19 protein-coding genes and 1 riboswitch are annotated in these 21191 nt (G+C 63.1%); of the genes, 15 read left to right on the plus strand and 4 right to left on the minus strand.

The genetic code is table 11. The features are described from left to right. Positions 1 to 185 precede the first annotated feature (185 nt). The 10 genes from V6093_RS23750 (at position 186) to V6093_RS23795 (ending at position 12965) form a co-directional block, all read left to right on the plus strand. Positions 186 to 905 carry a response regulator transcription factor gene (locus V6093_RS23750; protein WP_004575336.1) on the plus strand — a complete coding sequence of 240 codons (720 nt, stop codon included), beginning with the start codon at positions 186 to 188 and terminating at the stop codon, positions 903 to 905. A 3-nt stretch (positions 906 to 908) separates the two neighbouring features. Beyond that, on the plus strand, positions 909 to 2300 hold the full coding sequence (locus tag V6093_RS23755) for a cell wall metabolism sensor histidine kinase WalK (protein WP_179053467.1): 1392 nt from the start codon (positions 909 to 911) through the stop codon (positions 2298 to 2300). A gap of 141 nt (positions 2301 to 2441) precedes the next feature. Next, a complete protein-coding gene (cysM, locus tag V6093_RS23760) occupies positions 2442 to 3341 on the plus strand; it encodes a cysteine synthase CysM (RefSeq protein WP_179053466.1) in 900 nt (299 codons plus the stop codon). After that, on the plus strand, positions 3342 to 4700 hold the full coding sequence (gene rlmD / locus V6093_RS23765; protein ID WP_406669630.1) for a 23S rRNA (uracil(1939)-C(5))-methyltransferase RlmD: 1359 nt from the start codon (positions 3342 to 3344) through the stop codon (positions 4698 to 4700). A gap of 96 nt (positions 4701 to 4796) precedes the next feature. Beyond that, a complete protein-coding gene (gene relA, locus V6093_RS23770) occupies positions 4797 to 7037 on the plus strand; it encodes a GTP diphosphokinase (RefSeq protein ID WP_003252420.1) in 2241 nt (746 codons plus the stop codon). Between the two features lie 126 nt (positions 7038 to 7163). Next, entirely contained in the window at positions 7164 to 7997 is an 834-nt protein-coding gene (gene mazG / locus V6093_RS23775) for a nucleoside triphosphate pyrophosphohydrolase (protein ID WP_003252422.1), read from the plus strand. A 26-nt stretch (positions 7998 to 8023) separates the two neighbouring features. Next, on the plus strand, positions 8024 to 8563 hold the full coding sequence (locus V6093_RS23780) for a DUF2058 domain-containing protein (RefSeq protein ID WP_003252424.1): 540 nt from the start codon (positions 8024 to 8026) through the stop codon (positions 8561 to 8563). A gap of 310 nt (positions 8564 to 8873) precedes the next feature. Then, positions 8874 to 10214, plus strand: coding sequence for a hypothetical protein (locus V6093_RS23785; protein ID WP_012053459.1), 1341 nt, complete (start codon positions 8874 to 8876; stop codon positions 10212 to 10214). Positions 10215 to 10218: 4 nt separating this feature from the next. Beyond that, positions 10219 to 10710 (plus strand): hypothetical protein, encoded by a 492-nt coding sequence (locus V6093_RS23790; protein WP_003252427.1) that lies wholly within the window; start codon positions 10219 to 10221, stop codon positions 10708 to 10710. Beyond that, complete coding sequence (locus tag V6093_RS23795; protein WP_047603347.1) at positions 10707 to 12965, plus strand: GMC oxidoreductase; 2259 nt, start codon at positions 10707 to 10709, stop codon at positions 12963 to 12965. Before V6093_RS23790 ends, V6093_RS23795 begins: the two co-directional genes overlap by 4 nt. Before the next feature lie 100 nt (positions 12966 to 13065). Here V6093_RS23795 and V6093_RS23800 read toward each other — a convergent pair whose 3' ends face one another. The 4 genes from V6093_RS23800 to purM all read right to left on the minus strand — a co-directional run bounded on the left by V6093_RS23800 (position 13066) and on the right by purM (position 15879). Next, positions 13066 to 13248, minus strand: a complete 183-nt coding sequence (locus V6093_RS23800) for a hypothetical protein (RefSeq protein ID WP_003252431.1) — start codon at positions 13246 to 13248, stop codon at positions 13066 to 13068. Between the two features lie 200 nt (positions 13249 to 13448). After that, positions 13449 to 14159 (minus strand): DUF3108 domain-containing protein, encoded by a 711-nt coding sequence (locus V6093_RS23805; RefSeq protein ID WP_004575332.1) that lies wholly within the window; start codon positions 14157 to 14159, stop codon positions 13449 to 13451. Positions 14160 to 14167: 8 nt separating this feature from the next. Continuing rightward, entirely contained in the window at positions 14168 to 14821 is a 654-nt protein-coding gene (purN, locus tag V6093_RS23810) for a phosphoribosylglycinamide formyltransferase (protein WP_003252434.1), read from the minus strand. Next, positions 14821 to 15879 carry a phosphoribosylformylglycinamidine cyclo-ligase gene (gene purM, locus V6093_RS23815; RefSeq protein WP_003252437.1) on the minus strand — a complete coding sequence of 353 codons (1059 nt, stop codon included), beginning with the start codon at positions 15877 to 15879 and terminating at the stop codon, positions 14821 to 14823. Before purM ends, purN begins: the two co-directional genes overlap by 1 nt. A 320-nt stretch (positions 15880 to 16199) precedes the next feature. Here purM and V6093_RS23820 point away from each other — a divergent pair, with 320 nt between their 5' ends. The 5 genes from V6093_RS23820 (at position 16200) to V6093_RS23840 (ending at position 20739) form a co-directional block, all read left to right on the plus strand. Beyond that, positions 16200 to 17267, plus strand: coding sequence for a DUF2066 domain-containing protein (locus tag V6093_RS23820; RefSeq protein WP_014861002.1), 1068 nt, complete (start codon positions 16200 to 16202; stop codon positions 17265 to 17267). 12 nt (positions 17268 to 17279) lie between these two features. Then, positions 17280 to 18353, plus strand: a complete 1074-nt coding sequence (locus tag V6093_RS23825; protein WP_003252442.1) for an AI-2E family transporter — start codon at positions 17280 to 17282, stop codon at positions 18351 to 18353. Between the two features lie 239 nt (positions 18354 to 18592). Next, positions 18593 to 19300, plus strand: coding sequence for a DnaA regulatory inactivator Hda (hda, locus tag V6093_RS23830; protein ID WP_003252443.1), 708 nt, complete (start codon positions 18593 to 18595; stop codon positions 19298 to 19300). Positions 19301 to 19427: 127 nt separating this feature from the next. Next, positions 19428 to 20066: a C40 family peptidase gene (locus tag V6093_RS23835; protein ID WP_003252444.1), complete on the plus strand. Its 639-nt coding sequence runs from the start codon at positions 19428 to 19430 to the stop codon at positions 20064 to 20066. A gap of 139 nt (positions 20067 to 20205) precedes the next feature. After that, positions 20206 to 20739 carry a C40 family peptidase gene (locus tag V6093_RS23840; RefSeq protein ID WP_003252446.1) on the plus strand — a complete coding sequence of 178 codons (534 nt, stop codon included), beginning with the start codon at positions 20206 to 20208 and terminating at the stop codon, positions 20737 to 20739. 219 nt (positions 20740 to 20958) lie between these two features. Next, a riboswitch (cobalamin riboswitch) is annotated at positions 20959 to 21180 on the plus strand. The last annotated feature ends 11 nt before the right edge of the window (positions 21181 to 21191 follow it).

Below are 21191 nucleotides of genomic sequence, written 5' to 3' on the forward strand. Positions count from 1 at the left end.
CCTCTGATGTGCCTGGATGCCGTCAAGTGGTAACGGCCAAGCCGCGAAGTTACTCCGCCTGCCGCACCATTGCATCTCTTTAGTACGTGTTATGCGCCGTTGCCGGGGCATTGGTCGCAGTGCGGTTGCCTGGCAGGTGGCGAATGCTCAATAATCGCGTAATTGAGAATGCATGGCAGTTGCCAATGAATCCTGTATCTATTTACAACACCCACATCCTTGCCATCGAGGACGACCCGGTGCTTGGCGCCTATCTGCAGGAAGAGCTGCAGCGTGGCGGCTGCCAGGTCACCTGGTGCCGCAATGGCCTGGAGGGCCTGGAAACGGCTGGCCGCCAGGCTTTCGATGTTGTGCTCATGGACATCCTGCTGCCCGGGCTTGATGGGCTGGACGCCTTGGCGCAGTTGCGCAGGCACAGCGCTACACCGGTAATCATGATGTCGGCGCTGGGGGCCGAGGCGGATCGTATCAGCGGCTTTCAGCGCGGCGCCGACGATTACCTGCCCAAGCCATTCAGCATGGCCGAGTTGCAGGTGCGCATCGAGGCGATTCTGCGCCGCGTGGCCCTGGAGCGGCGGCATCAGGGCCCGCTGGAGCAAGCCGGCTGCGGCGAGCTGCAGTTCGATGAGGGGCTGTGTGACGTGCGCCTGAATAGCCGCCTGGCAGGCCTGACCCCCAGCGAATACCGCCTGCTGGATATCCTCAACCGCAACCTCGACGAAGTCCTCAGCAAGCCGTTCCTGTACCAGCATGTGTTGCAGCGCGGCTATTCACGGCATGACCGCAGCCTGGACATGCACGTCAGCCAGATCCGTCGCAAGCTCAAGGGCATCGGTTATCACGAACGGCAGATCCGCACCGTGTGGGGCAAGGGTTACGTGCTCAGTGCCAGCGAGGCGGAGTGAACCATGCTCGACCGCCATTCGCTGTTCTGGAAGCTGACCATCTTGCTGGTGGGCTTCTGCCTGCTGATGATCGGCCTCAGTTATACCTGGGGCCGGCACATGGAAACCCAGAATGCCTTCCTCTCGGAGTCGGCACGGCAGACCCTGCGGGGTTATGCCGCCGAAGCTGAGCAGGCCTGGCGCAGCGGCGGGCGGGAAGGGTTGGACCAGTGGGTGGCGGCCATGCATCAGCGCGAACGGGGCTGGGTCGGCGTGCTCGACATCAACCTGCGCCCGCTCGACAGCGCCTCCCTCAACCCACAGATCATGCAGCGTCTGACACGCCTGCGCGGTGTCGATTGGCCGATGAGTCGGCGCAGTGTCGACCAGCCGTGGGTGCGCATACCGTTCCCGGGGGCGCCGGAGCAGGGCATGCTGGTGATCGAACTGCCGCAGCGCTTCAATCCGGGCCAGCACCGCTTGCTGTGGCGCATTGTCACAAACGGCATCATTCCGGGGCTGTTCACCTTGCTGTTGTGTGTGGGCCTGTACCGCATGTTGATCGTGCCGCTGAATCAACTTCGCGAGCAGGCCAATGCCTGGCGGGCCGATCAGCTGTCGGCCCGCCTGGACTCGCGCACCATCGCCCGGCATGACGAATTGGGCGAACTGGCGCGTGCCTTTGACCAGATGGCCGAGCGACTGCAAGGCACGGTGGCTATGCAGCAGCAGTTGCTGCGCGACCTGTCCCACGAAATGCGCACGCCGCTGAGCCGGCTGCGGGTGGCCTGCGATGGTGAAACCGACCTGCAGCGTCTGCGTGATCGCCTGATCCGTGAAGTGGACTGCATGCAGCAACTGGTCGAAGACACCCTGCAACTGGCCTGGCAGGACGCCGAGCGTGCGCCGATGAACCTTGAGCCGATCGAGGTCCACGCCTTGTGGGAGTTGCTGGCCGAAAATGCCAGCTACGAGAGCGGCTGGTCGCCTGCGCAACTGCGCTGCGAAGTACCGGCCGACTGCTGGGTGCAGGGCAACCTCAACCACCTGGCTCAGGCGCTGGAGAACATCTTGCGCAATGCCATTCGCCACTCGCCGGCCGAGGGTGTGGTGCGGTTGGGTGGGCAGCGTGAGGGTAGCTATTGGTGGTTGTGGCTTGAGGATGAGGGTGGCGGTGTCGCTGAAGAAGACCTGGAACGGATCTTCGCGCCGTTTTCGCGGTTGGACGGTTCGCGGCCCGGGGATGGTGGCTTCGGCCTGGGGCTGAGCATCGCCCGCAGTGCCATCCAGCGCCAGGGCGGCACCTTGTGGGCGCAGAATGGCAAACGCGGGTTGCGCTTGTGGATGAGGTTGCCGTTGCATGTGCCGGCCGCTTCGCGGGTAAACCCGCTCCTGCAGGCTAGCGAATCCTCGTAGGAGCGGGTTTACCCGCGAAGAGGCCAGCACATGTCACACCGTTATAGCTTGTAGCTATATGCACTACAGATTGCGTGATATGGCCGCGAAGGGTTTGCCGGTATGATAGGCACCCCCGCCGTCCGGATTGCGAAATACGCCATGACCGTGCAGTACCCAACCATCGCCGATTGCGTCGGCAATACGCCACTGGTTCGCCTGCAGCGCATCGCTGGCGAAACCAGCAATACCCTCCTGCTCAAGCTCGAAGGTAACAATCCTGCCGGCTCGGTGAAAGACCGCCCGGCACTGTCGATGATCGCTCGCGCCGAACTGCGCGGCCAGATCAAGCCAGGCGATACCCTGATCGAAGCCACCTCCGGCAACACCGGCATCGCCCTGGCGATGGCGGCGGCGATCAAGGGCTACAGGATGATCCTGATCATGCCCGACAACTCCACCGCCGAGCGCAAGGCCGCCATGACGGCCTATGGCGCCGAGCTGATCCTGGTGACCAAGGAGGAGGGGATGGAAGGCGCCCGTGACCTGGCCGAGAAGCTGCAGGCCGAAGGCCGTGGCCTGGTGCTCGACCAGTTCGCCAACGGCGACAACCCGATCGCCCACTACAACAGCACCGGCCCGGAGATCTGGCAGCAGACCCAGGGCACCATTACCCATTTCGTCAGCTCCATGGGGACCACCGGTACCATCATGGGCTGCTCGCAGTACCTCAAGGAACAGAACCCCGCGGTGCAGATCATCGGCCTGCAACCGATGGAGGGCTCGGCTATTCCGGGCATTCGCCGCTGGCCCGAGGAATATTTGCCGAAAATCTTCGATGCCACCCGCGTCGACCGCGTGGTCGACATGTCGCAGCAGGAAGCCGAAGACACCACCCGTCGCCTTGCGCGTGAAGAGGGCATTTTCTGCGGCGTGTCTTCTGGTGGTGCGGTCGCGGCCATGTTGCGCCTGTCCCGCGAAGTGGAAAATGCGGTCATGGTTGCGATCATTTGCGACCGCGGCGACCGTTATCTGTCCACCGGCCTGTTTGATCCACGCTAAATGTCCAAGAAAAAAAGCAACAGCGGCTTGCGCTTCCAGCCGGCCGGCGGCAATCGCACCCCCCAGGTCCCAGTGGGCAAGAAGCAGCGCCTGGACATCGAGCGCCTGGCCGGTGACGGCCGTGGCATTGCCTTCCTCGACGGGCGTACCTGGTTCGTCAGCGGCGCCTTGGCCGGTGAGGCCGTGGAGGCGCGGGTGCTCAACGCCCGTGGCAAAGTGGTCGAGGCACGCCTGGAGCGGTTGCTGCAGGCCGCGCCCGAGCGCCGTGAGGCGCCATGTCGCTACTACGACCGCTGCGGTGGCTGCAACCTGCAGCACCTGCCGCACGACGCGCAACTGGCGCTGAAGCAGCGCACCCTCGCCGAGCAGTTGCAGCGGGTGGCCGGCGTGCAACCCGAGGCGTGGGCTGCCCCCCTGAGCGGGCCGGAATTCGGCTACCGGCGCCGCGCCCGTGTGGCCGTGCGTTGGGACGTCAAGGCGCGTCAGCTGGAGGTGGGTTTCCGCGCCGAAGCCAGCCAGGACATCATTGCCATCGACGATTGTGCAGTGCTGGTACAACCCTTGCAGTCCATTTTGCGCCACTTGCCGACGGTGCTGCGTTCGTTGAGCAAGCCGCAGGCGCTGGGCCATGTAGAGCTGTTCAGTGGCACCGCCGAGGCGGTTCTGGTGCGCGACGTCGCGCCGTTGCCGGCCGAGGACCAGGCCAGGCTGCAAGCGTTCTGCGAGCAGGCCAACGCCCAGCTGTGGCTGCAAGGCGAAGGTGAGCCGGCGCCCGTGGACCCAGCGGCACGGTTGGGCTTTGCCCTGGCACCTTGGCAGCTGGAGCTGGCCTGGCGCCCGGGCGATTTTGTGCAGGTGAATGCCCAGGTCAATACGGCGATGATCGAGCAGGCTTTGGCCTGGCTCGCGCCACAAGCCGACGAGCGTGTGCTGGACTTGTTCTGCGGTCTGGGCAACTTTGCCCTGCCGCTGGCCCGCCAGGCGCGTGAGGTGGTGGCAGTGGAAGGTGTACAGGCCATGGTCGATCGGGCCGCGGCCAATGCCCGGAACAACAATGTGCATAACGCACGGTTTTTTCAGGCCGATTTATCGCAGCCTTTGGCAGGCACCGGATGGGCCGCCGAGGGCTTTTCTGCGGTACTCTTGGATCCACCGCGCGACGGTGCTTTCGAGGTGGTGCAAGGCATCGCCCGCCTCAAGGCCAGAAGGCTGGTCTACGTATCGTGCAACCCGGCCACGCTGGCGAGAGACGCCCAAGTGCTGGTCGGCCAGGGGTACCGGTTAAAAAGGGCCGGGATTCTCGACATGTTTCCTCAGACGGCGCATGTCGAGGCCATGGCGTTATTCGAAGCGGGCTAGCTGACTGGCCCCTTGGTGCGGTTGCCACGGAATGGCGGCCGCACGGTGATCGCCAGCACACCCGTATGGTGTGCTGCATGGAAAGGTAAAACAAAGATGGTACAGGTGAGAGTGCACCAGCCGGTCAACACCGACGGCAGTATCAATCTCGAAGCATGGTTGGACCATGTGGTAAGCGTCGATTCGGCACTGGATCGCGCAGCGCTGAAAGAAGCCTGCGAGTTTGCTCTTGAGGTAGAGAAAAAGGGCAACCCGGCCAAGCATTCCTGGGCGGATGGTACGTCCAGCTTCCAGGCAGGCCTGGAAATCGCCGAAATTCTTGCTGACCTCAAGCTCGACCAGGACTCTCTGGTGGCTGCGGTCATCTACCGCTCGGTGCGCGAGGGCAAGGTCACCCTCGCCGAGGTCAGCCAGCGTTTTGGCCCGGTGGTGTCCAAGCTGATCGACGGCGTGCTGCGCATGGCCGCCATCAGTGCCAGCCTCAGCCCACGACAGTCGCTGGTGCTGGGCTCGCAGGCGCAGGTCGAGAACCTGCGCAAGATGCTGGTGGCCATGGTTGACGACGTGCGCGTGGCGCTGATCAAGCTGGCCGAACGCACGTGCGCAATCCGGGCGGTCAAGTCCGCCGATGACGAGAAACGCCTGCGTGTCGCGCGTGAAGTGTTCGACATCTATGCGCCGCTCGCGCACCGCCTGGGTATCGGTCACATCAAGTGGGAGCTGGAAGACCTGTCCTTCCGCTACCTGGAGCCCGACCAGTACAAGCAGATCGCCAAGCTGTTGCATGAGCGGCGACTGGACCGCGAGCGCTTCATCAGCGACGTGATGAACCAGTTGCAGAACGAGTTGCTCGCCACTGGCGTAAATGCCGACATCAGCGGTCGGGCGAAACATATCTATTCGATCTGGCGCAAGATGCAGCGCAAAGGCCTGGAGTTCAGCCAGATCTACGACGTACGTGCGGTGCGCGTGCTGGTGCCGGAAATCCGCGACTGCTACACCGCGCTGGGCATCGTGCACACCTTGTGGCGGCATATTCCCAAGGAGTTCGACGACTACATCGCCAACCCCAAGGAGAACGGCTACCGCTCGTTGCACACTGCGGTAATCGGCCCCGAGGGCAAGGTGCTGGAGGTGCAGATCCGCACCCACGGCATGCACGAAGAGGCCGAACTTGGGGTATGCGCCCACTGGCGCTACAAGGGCACCGACGTCAAGCCCAGCTCCAACCACTACGAAGAAAAGATTTCCTGGTTGCGCCAGGTGCTGGAATGGCACGAAGAGCTGGGCGACATCGGTGGCCTGGCCGAGCAGTTGCGGGTCGACATCGAGCCTGACCGGGTTTATGTGTTCACCCCCGACGGCCACGCCATCGACCTGCCCAAAGGCGCCACGCCATTGGACTTTGCCTACCGCGTGCACACCGAGATCGGCCACAACTGCCGCGGCGCGAAGATCAACGGCCGTATCGTGCCGCTGAACTACAGCCTGCAGACTGGCGAACAGGTGGAGATCATCACCAGCAAGCACGGCAACCCTAGCCGTGACTGGTTGAACTCCAACCTGGGCTACGTGACCACCTCACGGGCGCGGGCCAAGATCGTCCACTGGTTCAAATTGCAGGCCCGCGACCAGAACGTTGCTGCCGGCAAGACCTTGCTTGAGCGCGAGCTCAGTCGTCTGGGCCTGCCGCAGGTTGATTTCGAGCGCCTGGCCGAGAAGACCAACGTCAAGACCGCCGAGGACATGTTTGCCTCGCTCGGTGCTGGCGACCTGCGCCTGGCTCATCTGGTCAACGCTGCCCAGCAGTTGCTGGAGCCTGAGCGTATCGAGCAGATCGAGCTGGTGCCGCGCAAGCCTACCGGGCCGCGTACCGGCAAGCGTGGCGACATTCAGATCCAGGGTGTCGGCAACCTGCTGACACAGATGGCCGGCTGCTGCCAGCCGCTACCGGGCGATGCCATTGTCGGTTACATCACCCAGGGCCGTGGCGTGAGCATTCATCGCCAGGACTGCGCCTCGGTACTGCAGCTGGCGGGCAAGGAGCCAGAGCGCATGATCCAGGTGAGCTGGGGGCCGATCCCGGTGCAGACCTACCCGGTCGACATCGTCATCCGTGCCTACGATCGCCCGGGCCTGCTGCGCGATGTGTCGCAGGTGCTGCTGAACGAGAAGATCAACGTGCTGGCGGTGAATACCCGTTCGAACAAGGAAGACAACACCGCGCTGATGTCGCTGACCATCGAGATCCCCGGCCTGGACGCGCTGGGGCGCCTGCTGGGGCGGATCTCGCAGTTGCCGAACATCATCGAGACGCGGCGTAATCGTACCCCTTGAGACCGGGGCGTCTGCTTCGCGGGTAAACCCGCTCCCTACAGGTAAGGTGCAGATTTCGAAAGCTGCACCCATCCTGTGGGAGCGGGTTTACCCGCGAAGAAGGCGCCACTGAAAGGACCTGATTGAATGACCTACACCCTTGACGACCTGCTGCATCTCATGGCCCGCCTGCGCGACCCGCAGTACGGCTGCCCGTGGGACCTGAAGCAGAACTACGCCAGCATCGTCCCACACACTATCGAAGAGGCCTACGAGGTCGCTGACACCATTGAGCGCGGCGATTTCGAGCACTTGCAAGGCGAGCTGGGCGATTTGCTGTTCCAGGTGGTCTACTACAGCCAGCTGGCCCGCGAAGAAGGGCGTTTCGAGTTCGATGGTGTGGTCGACAGCATCACCCGCAAGCTCATCCGCCGCCACCCGCACGTTTTTCCGACTGGCGAGCTGTACGCGCCGGTGGACACGCCCAGCCTGAGCGAAGCCCAGGTCAAGTCGCGCTGGGAAGAAATCAAGGCCGAAGAGCGCGCGGAGAAGAGCCAGCCCGAACAGCTGTCGCTGCTTGATGACGTGCCGGCAACCTTGCCGGCGCTGTCGCGGGCAGCCAAACTGCAAAAACGTGCGGCCACGGTCGGTTTCGACTGGCCGGCGGCGTTGCCGGTGCTGGACAAGGTCCGCGAAGAGCTGGATGAAGTGCTGCAGGCCATGGCCGACGGCGACGCCGATGCGCTGGAAGATGAAGTCGGCGACTTGCTGTTTGCTGCGGTCAACCTGGCCCGCCACCTCAAGCAAGACCCAGAGCATGCGCTACGCCGCGCCAATCGCAAGTTCGAACGACGTTTCCGTTTTATCGAACAGGCATTGCGCGACAGTGGCCGCCCCATTGAAGATTGTGACCTTGACGAGCTGGATGCCCTTTGGGGGGAAGCCAAACGTCAGGAAAAGAACCTGCCCAGCTGCGGCTGAGCTGTTGCATAAGTGAGTGAATATTCATGAGCCTTTCCCTTCGCGACCAATTGCTCAAAGCCGGTCTGGTCAACCAGAAACAGGTCTCGCAGACCAACAAAGCTGAAAAGAAACAGAAGCGCATGGAGCACAAAGGCCAGGTCGAAGTCGACGACAGCCAGCAGCGCATGGCCAAGGAAGCCATGGCTGAAAAAGCCCGGCGTGACCAGGAACTGAACCGCCAGCAGCAGGAAAAGGCCGAGCAGAAGGCCCGTGCCGCGCAGGTCAAGCAACTGATCGAGGCCACTCGCCTGCCCAAACTGAGCACCGAGGATTACTACAACTTCGTCGACGACAAGAAGGTCAAGCGCATTGCCGTCAACGCCCTGATGCGTACCAAGCTGAGCAACGGCGCGCTGGCCGTGGTAGCCCATGCCGGTGGTTACGAGGTTATCCCCCGTGAGGCTGCCTTGAAGATCCAGGAGCGCGACCCTGGCCGTATTCTGCTGCTCAACAGCCATGTCGAGGAAACGGACGAAGACGACCCGTACGCGGCTTACAAGATCCCTGATGATCTGATGTGGTAAACACGAAAACCCCGCCTTGGCGTTAATGCGGTTCATTCAAGATCGCAGGGCCGCTCTGCGGCCCTTTCGCGACACGCGCGTTCTCAAGAAGACGCTGGCCTTGCGTCGCGAAAGGGTTCGCCGCTCACCGAACCGGCGCGGTTAGTCACTTGTACTATCGTCTTGGTTCCCTCCGTTCGTCGGACATTTCTTAGGGTTCCGGCACAACGGCTAGCCTCCAGCTTAGCGTCAGGGATAGCGCTGAACATTCGGTCCAGGAAGGGCCAGTACGCCTCGTCGTCCCGACGCTTTATCTGCTGAGGAGACGACAATGAAAATAACCCTGAAACGGTTGGCGTGCCTGGGTGCGAGCTTCACCAGTGCGTTCGCCATGGCCGATGCGGCCAGCCCGCCGGTGCTGTCACCTGCGATTCCCTTCGATGTCACCGCCAATCCCCCCTTCACCCTGGACAACCTGCAACACGATTTCGACGTGCTGTCGTGGCAAACCTTCGTCGCCCTGAACTGGCCCGCCAACGCCGACGGCAGTGCCAACACCTCGGCGAAGATCGGCGCGCCCGGCAAGACCGTGTGGGAGTCGTGGAAAGAAAGCTACGAGATTTTTCTGCCCAAGGGTCAGAAACCCGTCGCCTGGGACCAGCAGGCGCCCGTGCCCGCGGCCTGCCAAGGCAAGGGTGACTTGCCGGTGCTGCAACAGATGGGCAAGGTCGCCGGGGTGCTCGATGAGTTCATCCAGCCGTTCAAGACCGGCCCGCTGGTCGACCAAAGCGGCACCTACACGCGCAACGCGATCATGGTCAACCAGCCAATGTTCGATGACATCGTCAACAATGGCCTGTACAGCAAGGAAGGCCAGCAAGCGTTCCTGAGCAAGGCCGACAACCGCATCGCTTTCGCCTGCGGTTCGCAAAAGGCCCAGCAGGTCGGCGCGATCATGGTCAAGTCGGCCTGGAAAGTGCTCGATGGCAGCGACAACCCGCAGGAGTTCCACGCCGTCGACGCGCTGGTCTACACCCCCGGCAACGCCGACCCGAACAAGGGGGCGGTGATCCCCGAATCGTGCAATGCGCAGAAGGTCGGGCTGGTAGGCCTGCACATCGTGCACAAGACCGAGGGCGCTCCGCAGTGGGTATGGTCGACGTTCGAGCACGTGCGCAACGTGCCGGAAAAGACCACGCCAATGAACGAGCGCAAGGGGCCCTACCTGTTCTACGACGCCCAGGCCAGCAACCGCCCGGTGAACGAGCCGCCCGCGCAACCGTGGGATCCGTCGAAGAAGGCCATCCCCTCGCAGATCGTGCGTGACATTCCCATCACCGCCGCCACCCAACAGCTCAACGCGCAGTGGCAAGGCGCGCTCAAGGGCACGGTGTGGGCCAACTACCACCTGATCAGCACCCAGTGGCCCACCGACCCGGCCGATGACTGCCAGGTGCCGTCGCCGACCAACCCGTTAGGTACGCCTGCGCCGAACTTCCTGGCCAACGCCACCCTGGAGACCTACAACCAGGGCACCACCCCGCAGGCCTCGTCCAGCTGCATGGAGTGCCACAACAACGCGACCACCCGCGTGACCCAGTCGCCACGCACCAGCTTCGCCGATTTCACTTTCCTGCTTGAACGTGCCCAATCCACCGGCGCCAAGGAGTGATGCCATGAGCGACCAGAACCTGCAAAACTTCATCGGCTTGTCCGCCGTACTCACTGGCCTGTCGGCCAAGCTGCTGGCGCCTTCCGTCGACCCGATCAACCTGCCGCCGGTGTTCTTCGCCACCGCCCAGCAAGGCATGGGCCTTGAGGCGTTCAGCAGCCTGCTGGAGCTGTACGCCAGCATTCAGAGCCAGCCGCCCGCGCAAATCGCCAGTGCCGTGCTCGCTAACGCGAACCCGCAAATCGCCCAGGGCGCCCGCTCGATCATGAAGCTGTGGCTGCTCGGCAGTTGGTACCAACCCTACGACCTGGGCAACGCCCGCACGGGTGACACGCGTGTGGTCTCCGACCAGGCCTACAAGGAGAGCTGGGCGTGGAAGATCGCCCAATCTCACCCTATGGGCTACAGCCAGTTCCACTTCGGGTACTGGGGTGAGCAGCCACCGACCCTCAAGCAATTCACCGGTGTCGACGCCAAGGAAGGGCAGCAGCCATGAGCAATGTACAAACCCAGAACATTGAAACTGCCGATGTGATCGTGGTGGGCGCCGGCATGGCCGGCAGTGTCATGGCCTACCAGTTGGGCCTGGCCGGGTTGAAAGTGCTGGTGCTCGAATCGGGCCCGGCCATTCCGCCCAATCGCAGCGAGTACCTGGAGCGCTTCTATACCGCGGTGCTCAAAGCGCCCGAGTCGCCGTACCCACCTGAGCAGAGCGAGCAGACCCCGGCCACGCAGTTCGCGCCACGGGCGACCATCCAGGACTTGATCACCGCGGGTAGCCAAGACCCGAACAAGGCGCAGAAAAGCTACCTGGTGCAGAAGGGACCGCACCTGTTCGCCAGCACCTACGAGCGGGTAGGCGGCGGTACCATGTGGCACTGGATGGGCACGGCCCTGCGCCTGTTGCCCAACGACTTTCGCATGCGCACTGCGTACAACGTCGGGGTCGACTGGCCGCTCAGTTACGACGACCTGCAGACTGCCTACTGCCGCGCCGAGGAAGAGATGGGCGTGTCCGCGGATGTCGCCTCGCAGACTTACCTGGGCGTGACCTTCCCGCAGGGCTACAAATACAGCATGCATGGCATCCCGCCGTCGCTGGTTGACCAGGGCCTGGGCAAGCACGTCACGGGCACCGTGTACCAAAGCCCGGAGAAGGGGCCTGACGGCAAGCCGTACCCAGGTGTCACCCTCAACGTCCGGCAGACGCCGGCCGGGCGCAACTCGCAGAATGATAACGGCCGTCGGGTGTGCGCTGGCAATACCAGCTGCACGCCGATCTGCCCGATCCAGGCCAAGTACGACGCCACCGTGACCATGGCCAAGGCACTGGATACCGGCAACGTGCGCATCCTTTACCAGACCGTGGCGAGCCAGGTGCAGGTCGATGCCAATGGGGTCACGGGCATCGATTTCATCCAGTACCAGAACAACGGTACGCGCCAGAACGGCACGGCCCAGGGCAAACGCTACGTAATCGCCGCCCACGCGATCGAAACGCCGAAATTGCTGCTCAACTCCATCGGCCCGAACAGCCCTAAAGGGGTCGCCAACAGCAGCGGCCAGGTCGGCCAGGCATTGGCTGACCACCCGGTGTACCTGGCCTGGGGCCTGATGCCTGAAGGCAAGCCGCTGTTCCCGTTCCGGGGGCCGTTGTCCACCTCGGGGATTGAGGACATGCGCGATGGCCCGTTCCGCAGCCAGCGTGCCGCCTGGCGTATCGAAATCGGCAACGAGGGCTGGAACTGGTCGGTGAACGACCCCTACACCTCGGTCTGCGATTTTATCGACGGGACCAACCACGGCGGCGCTAACCCCAGCAAGCTGGCGTTGTCCGGCCAGGCGCTGGTGCAGCAGCTCAACAGCGTGCTGACCCGCCAGTTCCGTCTGGGCTTCTTGGTCGAGCAGGTGGAGAAAGACCCCGATAATGCGCTGTGCCGGGTGGAGAGGAGTACGGAGTTCGCCGACGGCTTGGGCCTGCCTCGGCCGCAGATCACCTACGAACTGTCCGACTACACCAAGGAGGGTTTCAAGCAGGCGCGCCTGGCCGCCACGCACATCATCACCGAACTGATGGGCGCTACCGAGCTGACCGACCTGAACCCTAAGCTTGAGCCCGGCTCGCAAACGGTGTTTGAGTACGACGGCCAGAACTACCCGTTCTACGGCGCTGGCCACCTGATGGGCACCTACCGCATGGGCTCGGACCGCACCACGTCGGTGGTGGACAAGGACCAGCGCAGCTGGGACCACCCCAACCTGTTCCTGGTCGGCGACGGCGTGTTCCCCACTACCGGCACCGCCAACCCGACCTTGACCATCACCGCGTTGACGTTCCAGGCCGCCGACGTGGTGGCCAGCGACCTGCTCAAGCGCACCGTGCAGGTGCAGGCCAACCAGGCATGGCAGGGCACGGGCATGCAGGTCAATGGGCAGAGCTGGCAGTTGGCGGTATGCACGGGCGGGCAGTGGACGGCGAACCCGGCCACCGGCATGGTTGGCGCGGCGGGCAACCCAAGGTTGATCGCCAAGCCCGGCTATGCCTTGCCTGGTCAACCGGAAGGGGCGTTGATCGGGCGTATCGGCAACGGCGGTGCGCCGTTCCTGGTCGGCAACCAGGTGCAATTGCCGCGTGGCCAGCAAGGTGAGTTGCAGCTGTGCATCAATGACGACCTGGACGGGCGTTACGGGGCTGGCCTGAGCGATAACCTGGGCAGCCTGTCGGTGGAGGTGCGTTTCGGGGCGGTGTAGGCCCTGTCATGGCAACCCCACAATACGCCGGCGATGTCGCAGTATTGTGGGGTTGCTCTCTGAGCCCAGGTGAGTCAGGGGGGTGTCGCAGTGCGCAGGGTCATTGTGTGGCGCGCTGGTTTTCCAGGTCTTCAAGCTCAACGCGGTATTGGTGTGCTTCGTGTTCGTTATGGAACATGCCCACCAGTTGGCCTTGCTGGTACACATCCCAGATCCGCACGCCAGCGGCCAGGCCTTCGTGGGACATTCTCGATTCGTCGCGTTCGGTTACTTGGACAGTCATCGGTAAACTCCACTTCTTCAAGATGGCTGCGACAGTGTGTCGCACGTCTTCTTTATAGAGTTTGTTAGCAGACTAAGTAAGTAAAACAGGCATGAAACAAGTTTCATGAAGCTCGAAGGGATGCTGCCTGGGGGGGCTTCTTCGCAGCAAAGAAAAGCCCCGCACAGGGCGGGGCTTCAGGTGTTGCAGGCAGTGCGCGATCAGTTGCCCTTCACCGGCTTGCCATCGACCGTGCCATCCTGCAGCACGATCACGTACTCCTTGCCATCGGTCTCCACCTGGCGCAGTTGCACCAGCAGGTAGTCCCAGTTCTTGGCGAACCACAGCTCGGTGATGCGCTTGCTCTGGCTGGGATCGCGCACGCGCTCGACCTTCACGGCATCGACCTGGCCGGTCTTGGTGGTGACCTTTTCGGTGCCCAGCACGCGGAAGTCGTAGGTGTCGATCTCGTCGCCGTCGACCACCTGGTAGGTCATGCTCTTCTTGCCTGCGGCCACGTCGTGCTGCAGGGCCAACTGGTAGGAGGACTTGTCCAGTACGCCGCGGTTCAGTGTCAGGTTGACGGCATCGCCACGGTCGTTGCCGGTGATTTTCTTGGTGCTCCAGTTGAAGTCCAGGTCGACCTTTTTGGCCTTGCCCAGGCCGCCGCGCTCGAAGTGATACTTCTGCGGCAGCAGGGTGTCGTTGTCCAGGCGCAGGGTGCTTTGCTCGGTCAGGCTGGCGATCATCATGGAAGCCTTGAAGTTAAGGTCCCAGGTACCATCGGCATTTTTGACCAGGCTGCGCTCGGCGGTGCCGCTCATGGGCAGCTGCTTCCAGTCGGCGGTGTAGCTGGCCGAGAAGGGCTTCAGTTCAGCTGCCTGGAGGGGCAGGGCGAGCACGGCGAGAGCCAAGAGCAGGGCGCGACGCATAAATTCTCCTAGGATCGAATCAAGTGACCGCTGGCCGCCAGTGGCTGGCCGTCCAGTAATGCACCGTGTTCGCCGAGACGCAAGCGCCCTTCAGCGAACCAGCGCACCGCCAGTGGGTAGATCAGGTGTTCCTGATGGTGTACCCGCTGTGCCAGGCTTTCGACGGTGTCATCAGACGCCACCGGTACCACAGCCTGTACGACCAGTGGGCCGCCATCGAGTTCCTCAGTCACGAAGTGTACGCTGCAGCCATGCTCGGCGTCGCCAGCTTCCAATGCCCGGCGATGCGTATGCAGGCCCTTGTACTTGGGCAGCAGCGACGGGTGGATGTTGAGCAGGCGGCCCTGATAGTGGCGCACGAAGTCGCCACTGAGGATGCGCATGAAACCGGCCAGCACCACCAGGTCCGGGGCAAAGCCGTCGATGCGCGCCATCAGCGCGGCATCGAAGGCTTCACGGCCGTCGAACTGGGTGTGGTCGAGCACGACGCTGTCGATACCGGCCGCTGCGGCGCGTTGCAGGCCGTAGGCATCGGCGCGGTTGGAAACCACCGCGCGGATACGCACCGGGCTGTCCTGCCCTTGGCAGCTGTCGATCAGGGCTTGCAGGTTGCTGCCGGAGCCCGACAGCAGTACCACTACATTGCAGGTCTTGCTCGGCATCAGTGTGCCTTGAGGTTCTGCAGCTCGACCTGGGCAGCGCCTTCGGCGGCTTCGGCGATGTGGCCGATTACCCACGGTTGCTCACCGGCGGCGCGCAGTTCGTTCAGAGCGGCTTCGACCTGGTCCTGGGCCACGCAGATGACCATGCCCACGCCGCAGTTCAGTACGCGGTGCATTTCGTGCTCGTCGACGTTGCCCTTTTCCTGTAGGAAGTCGAACACCGCCGGGCGCTGCCAGCTGGCCACGTCAACCACGGCCTGGGCGTTTTTCGGCAGTACGCGCGGGATGTTGTCCAGCAGGCCGCCGCCGGTGATGTGGGCCATGGCCTTGACGGCGCCGGTGTTTTTGATCAGCTGCAGCAGCGGTTTGACGTAGATGCGGGTCGGCGCCATCAGCAGGTCGGTCAGCGGCTTGCCGTCCAGCTGGGTGTTCTCGATGTCGGTAGCCGACACTTCGAGGATCTTGCGGATCAGCGAGTAGCCGTTGGAGTGCGGGCCCGAGGATGGCAGGGCGATCAGCGCGTCACCGGTGGCAACCTTGGAGCCGTCGATGATTTCGGCCTTTTCCACCACGCCTACGCAGAAACCGGCCAGGTCGTAGTCTTCGCCTTCGTACATGCCAGGCATTTCGGCGGTTTCACCACCGACCAGCGAGCAGCCGGCCAGTTCGCAACCGGCGCCGATGCCGGTGACCACGGTGGCGGCCACGTCAACGTTCAGCTTGCCAGTGGCGTAGTAGTCGAGGAAGAACAGCGGCTCGGCGCCGCAGACGACCAGGTCGTTGACGCACATGGCGACCAGGTCCTGGCCGATGCTGTCGTGCTTGTTCAGGTTCAGCGCCAGGCGCAGCTTGGTGCCGACGCCGTCGGTGCCGGAGACCAGCACCGGCTGTTTGTAGCCGGCCGGGATCTCGCAGAGGGCGCCGAAGCCGCCCAGGCCACCCATGACTTCAGGGCGTGCGGTGCGTTTTGCCACGCCCTTGATGCGTTCGACCAGTGCTTCGCCGGCGTCGATGTCTACACCGGCGTCCTTGTAGCTCAGGGAGGGTTGCTTGCTCATTGATCCAGGCCTTTAGGAGGGAGGGATTCTTAAAAACGACCATGACGGCCAAAGCCGGCTGATAAGCGGCGGCGGTCTGAAACGTCAGTGGTCTGTGAAGGCGCGCGATTTTATCAGGGTTGCCGGGCAGCGGCCATCCTCAGGCCGACGGGCAGGGCGGTAATTGTTGAAAAAAGCGGGAGGGTGGTTGATGCGGTTGCATGTGTATAAGCTGCAAGCAACGAGCTTGCGGCTGCACGACAATGCAGCCTGGCGCTCGGCCTGCTTTTTCTTGCAGCTTGAAGCTTACGGCTTGAAGCTCGACTGGACAGGAATCCTCCATGCGTTTGTTCAATATTCTGGCAGCCGGTTGCCTGGCCCTGATCTCGGCCACGGCCCTGGCTGAAAATGTCTCCGGCCTTTATCAGGTGCGCGAGCCGGTCACCGGGCCGGGCGCCGAAGCCCGTACCGCAGCCACAGTCAAAGCCCTGGACACGTTGGTGCAGCGTCTGACCGGTGACCCAAAGGCCGTGCAGAGCCCTGCATTGGCCGAGCTGCGCAAGGACCCACAGCAGATCATCAACCAGGTGGGCAGCGAAGCCGGCCCGCCTGAGTCGGTCGTGGTCGAGTTCGACCCCGGTAGCACCGAGCGGGCTTTGCGCAAGGCTGGCCTGGCTTTGTGGGGCAGTAACCGGCCCTCGATACTGGGGTGGTGGCTGAACGACACCGTTGAGGGCAGCAACCTGGTCGGTGATGGCCAGGCCAGTGCCCAACCCCTGCGCCGCGCCGCCCAGCACCGTGGTCTGCCGTTGCGCTTGCCGCTGGCCGACTTGCAGGAGCAGCTGGTCGCCAATGCCAAGCAGGTCGAAGGCAACGATCCGGCACCGCTGCGCGAAGCTTCCGAGCGCTACGGCGCCGATGCTTTGCTGGCGGTACATGCCCAGGAAGCCGACGGCAAGTGGCAGGGCAAGTGGCAGCTGTGGCTGGGCGACCAGCGTGAGCAGGGCACTGCCGAGGGCGCCGACCAGGCCGCCTTGGCTGACGCGGTGATGATGGCGGTAAGCAGCCGCCTGGCGCCGCGCTACGTTACCCGGCCGGGTGCCAGCAGCCAGTTGCAGGTGCAAGTGCAGGGCATGAACCTGCAGCGCTATGCCGAACTGGCTCGCGTGCTGGAGCCCTATGGCCCACGCTTGCAGGCGGCTGAAGGTACTACCCTGACCTACGGGGTTACGGGCAATCGTGAACAGCTGCGTGCCCAGCTTGGCCTGGCCAAGCTGCAGGAAGTGCCGGTCGAGCAGGCACCGGCGGTGCCGGCCATGCCAGCACCGGCAGTGGACGCCGCAGCCGGGCAGCCCGCGCCTGCGCAGCCAGCACCCAAGCCGTTCGACGGCTTGCGTTTTCGCTGGTAAGGGGCGCTTACCGTGACTGACATGCGTCGCTGGATCTGGCTGGGCGCTGCACTGCTGATCGCTGTGCTGCTTTATAGCCTGCACAATATTCTTACGCCGTTCCTGGTCGGCATCATGCTGGCCTACCTGGCCGACCCGCTGGTCGATCGTCTCGAGCGCCTGGGGCTTTCGCGTACCTGGGGTGTGGTGGTGGTGTTCGGCCTGTTCACCCTGTTGCTGTTGGCGTTGTTGCTGGTGCTTGTGCCGATGCTGGCCAAGCAGTTGGTGCGCCTGTACGAGTTGGCGCCGCAGATGCTCGACTGGCTTGAGCATGTCGCGCTGCCGTGGGTACAGGGCCGCCTTGGCCTGGCCGATGGTTTCTGGAAGTTCGACAAGATCAAGGCCGCCATCGGCGCGCACATGGGGCAGACCACCGATATCGTCGGCATGCTGCTGTCCCAGGCCACCGCCTCAAGCCTGGCGTTGGTGGGCTGGTTGGCCAACATGGTGCTGATTCCGGTAGTGGGCTTCTATCTGCTGCGCGATTGGGACTTGATGATGGGCAAGCTGCGCGGCCTGCTGCCGCGCCAGCGCGAGCCACAAGTGATGGGCCTGGCAGGTGAATGCCATGAAGTGCTGGGGGCATTCGTGCGCGGGCAACTGATGGTGATGCTGGCCCTGGGCGTCATCTATTCAGCCGGCCTGATGCTGGTGGGGCTCGAACTCGGTCTGCTGATCGGCATGCTTGCAGGCCTTGCGGCCATCGTGCCTTACATGGGCTTCATCATTGGCATTGGTGCCGCGCTGGTGGCCGGCCTGTTCCAGTTCGGTGGCGACCTGTATCCGATGCTGGGCATCGTTGCGGTGTTCATGGTCGGGCAGGCGCTGGAGGGTATGGTGCTGACCCCTCTGCTGGTGGGCGATCGCATCGGCCTGCACCCGGTTGCGGTGATCTTTGCCATCCTCGCCGGGGGTGAACTGTTCGGCTTCACCGGTGTGCTGCTGGCGCTGCCGGTGGCGGCGGTGATCATGGTGCTGCTGCGGCATGTGCATGCCCTGTACAAGGAATCGGATATGTACGCTGGGAACATCGACCCGGAGCTTTGAACACCCTGTGTTTCGTCTTGAGCTGTTTCGCGCCCGCGAAATTGAGCGTCGCCTCGCGGCGCCCGATCTCGCGGGCGCTGAGCACGGTTTGTCCTGCATCCGTCGTTCGCTTGTGCAGCGCAACTTGTTGATTTTGCTTGCCCTATCTGCAGTCGAGATTGTGCGCCCCGCGTTGCGGGTATAGACTTTGCAGATTGTTCACCAAAGGCCCCCAGCGGTCCCGTCGACCGCCCGCGAGCATGAAACCACCGATCCAGTTGCCCCTGGGTGTGCGCCTGCGCGATGACGCCACCTTCATCAACTACTATCCGGGCGCCAATGCTGCGGCATTGGGTTACGTCGAGCGGCTATGCGAAGCCGACGCCGGCTGGACCGAGAGCCTTATCTACCTGTGGGGCAAGCAGGGTGTTGGCCGTTCCCACCTGCTGCAGGCCGCCACCCATCGCTTCCAGCAACGTGGCGAGCCTGCTGTCTACCTGCCGCTGGCGCAATTGCTCGATCGTGGCGTCGAACTGCTCGACTACCTGGCCCAGTACGAACTGGTGTGCATCGACGATCTGCACGTGATCGCCGGCAAGGCTGATTGGGAAGAGGCCATGTTCCACCTGTTCAACCGCCTGCGCGATAGCGGCCGACGCTTGCTGCTGGCTGCCTCGGCATCACCGCGTGAGCTGCCGATCAAGCTGCCGGACCTGAAGTCGCGGTTGACCCTGGCCCTGGTGTTCCAGATGCGCGGCCTGTCCGACGAAGACAAGCTGCGCGCCTTGCAGCTGCGAGCTTCGCGCCGTGGCCTGCACCTGACCGACGAAGTCGGCCATTTCATCCTCACCCGCGGCGCGCGGAGCATGAGCGCGTTGTTCGACTTGCTCGAGCGCCTCGATCAGGCGTCGCTGCAGGCACAACGCAAGCTCACCATTCCGTTTCTCAAGGAAACCCTCGGCTGGTAACCCCCTGAAAACCTTGGGCCAGAGCGGTAAAACAAAAAAGTCACATCTTTTTCGATAAAATTTGCAAATGGCCATGATAGAGGGCATAGTTTCACCCTTCTAAAGGATTACAGACACGGTCGTGCCCATGCTGAAGCGCTTCGCACCCCTCGTGCCACTCGCACTCGTGACCCTGCTTTTTGGCTGCGCGGCCCAAGGCCCGGTATCCCAGCCCCAGGATCACACGCCGATCACTGCACAATCGGCAATCAACGCCAAAGCCTCTTCTTCGTCGGTGTTCGGCGAGCCGGAAGAGCTGGCCACCGAAGATGACCTGGCGTCTTTCTCCGGCAGCAAGCCTTACCAATTGCCGGTTCTGGCTGACAGCATTCTCGAGCGCGGCATGTCGTTGATCGGCACCCGCTACCGCTTCGGTGGTACCTCGGAAAAGTCCGGCTTCGACTGCAGTGGCTTCATCGGTTACCTGTTCCGCGAAGAGGCGGGCATGACGCTGCCGCGCTCCACGCGTGAAATGATCAACGTCGATGCCCCGAAAGTGGCCCGCAACAAGCTCAAGCCAGGTGACCTGCTGTTCTTCAGCACCAATGGCCGTGGCCGGGTAAGCCATGCCGGGATCTACCTGGGTGACAACCAGTTCATCCACTCCAGCAGCCGCCGCAGTGGTGGTGTGCGCATCGACAGCCTCGGTGATCGTTACTGGAGCAAGACCTTCATTGAAGCCAAGCGAGCCTTGGCCATGGCGCCGACCAACATCGCGCGCAACTGATATCAAAATGATGTACCCTGCCGCGGCGGTGATGCTTTAAAAAAAGCTCGCCGCCGTGCGCATTTACAGAAAGCGTCTAATCTAAATTCTCAACTCTTTTCGGCTGCAGCGCAGCGGTCTCAGACAGGATGTTCTGGCCATGGTAAAGATGGCGCGCTTCGCATTTTTCTCCTTGGCAGCCTTGCTGGCTGCATGCTCCAGCCGTGCGCCTGCGCCGGCCCCTGTGGTACAGCCGCAGGTGACCTATAGCCAGCCCAGTCCTTCACCGATTGCCGATGACGTACTGATCCGCGCCATTGGTCTGGTTGGCACGCCCTATCGTTGGGGGGGCAATACGCCGGACTCCGGCTTCGACTGCAGCGGCCTGATCAAGTATGTGTACCGTGATGCTGCTGGCATCAGCCTGCCGCGCTCGACGCGAGAGATGATTGTCATGCGCGCACCGACGGTGGATGTCAGTTCGCTGCAGTCTGGTGACCTGGTGTTCTTCGCCACCAGTGGCGGCTCGCAGGTCAGCCATGCCGGCATCTATGTCGGGGACGGGCGCTTCGTGCATGCACCTTCCACCGGTGGTACCGTGCGCCTGGACTACCTGTCGAACAGCTACTGGGCCAAGGCCTACCTGCAGGCCAAGCGGGTGATTCCGCAAGGGCATCTGGCACAGAATCCTTGATATCCATGCCTGTAAGCGGTCCCGTTGAGCTTGGGGCCGCTACAGGCTGCCGAGATTCAGGGGGCTACGCCCACCCGCCAAAATCACATTGCCGCCATCGTCGGCCACCGGTATCCCGCCTTGGCCGGCTTCAGTTGGCCTCGCGCCGGCCTCATTGAAGTCGCGCATACTTTGGCGGCATCACCCGCTTCGATTGACGCTCCCGGTGCAACCCTCTAACCTTCGCGGCGTGTTTCAGGTGCCCTGCCAGCCCCGACTGGGCAGGGTGAAACTGGGAAGCCGGTGGGCGCCAGCATGGCGCGATTCCGGCGCTGCCCCCGCAACGGTGGATGAGTAAAAGGCCGCGCAGGGCCACTGGATGCCAGCATCCGGGAAGGCGCGCAGGCCAGGGCCAAGGCCCACTCACAAGCCCGGAGACCGGCCTGATACTGCCAACGGCATCACGGAGGGTG

Source organism: Pseudomonas putida group bacterium ESBL64 (genome assembly GCF_045277175.1).
Classification (GTDB): domain Bacteria; phylum Pseudomonadota; class Gammaproteobacteria; order Pseudomonadales; family Pseudomonadaceae; genus Aquipseudomonas; species Aquipseudomonas alloputida.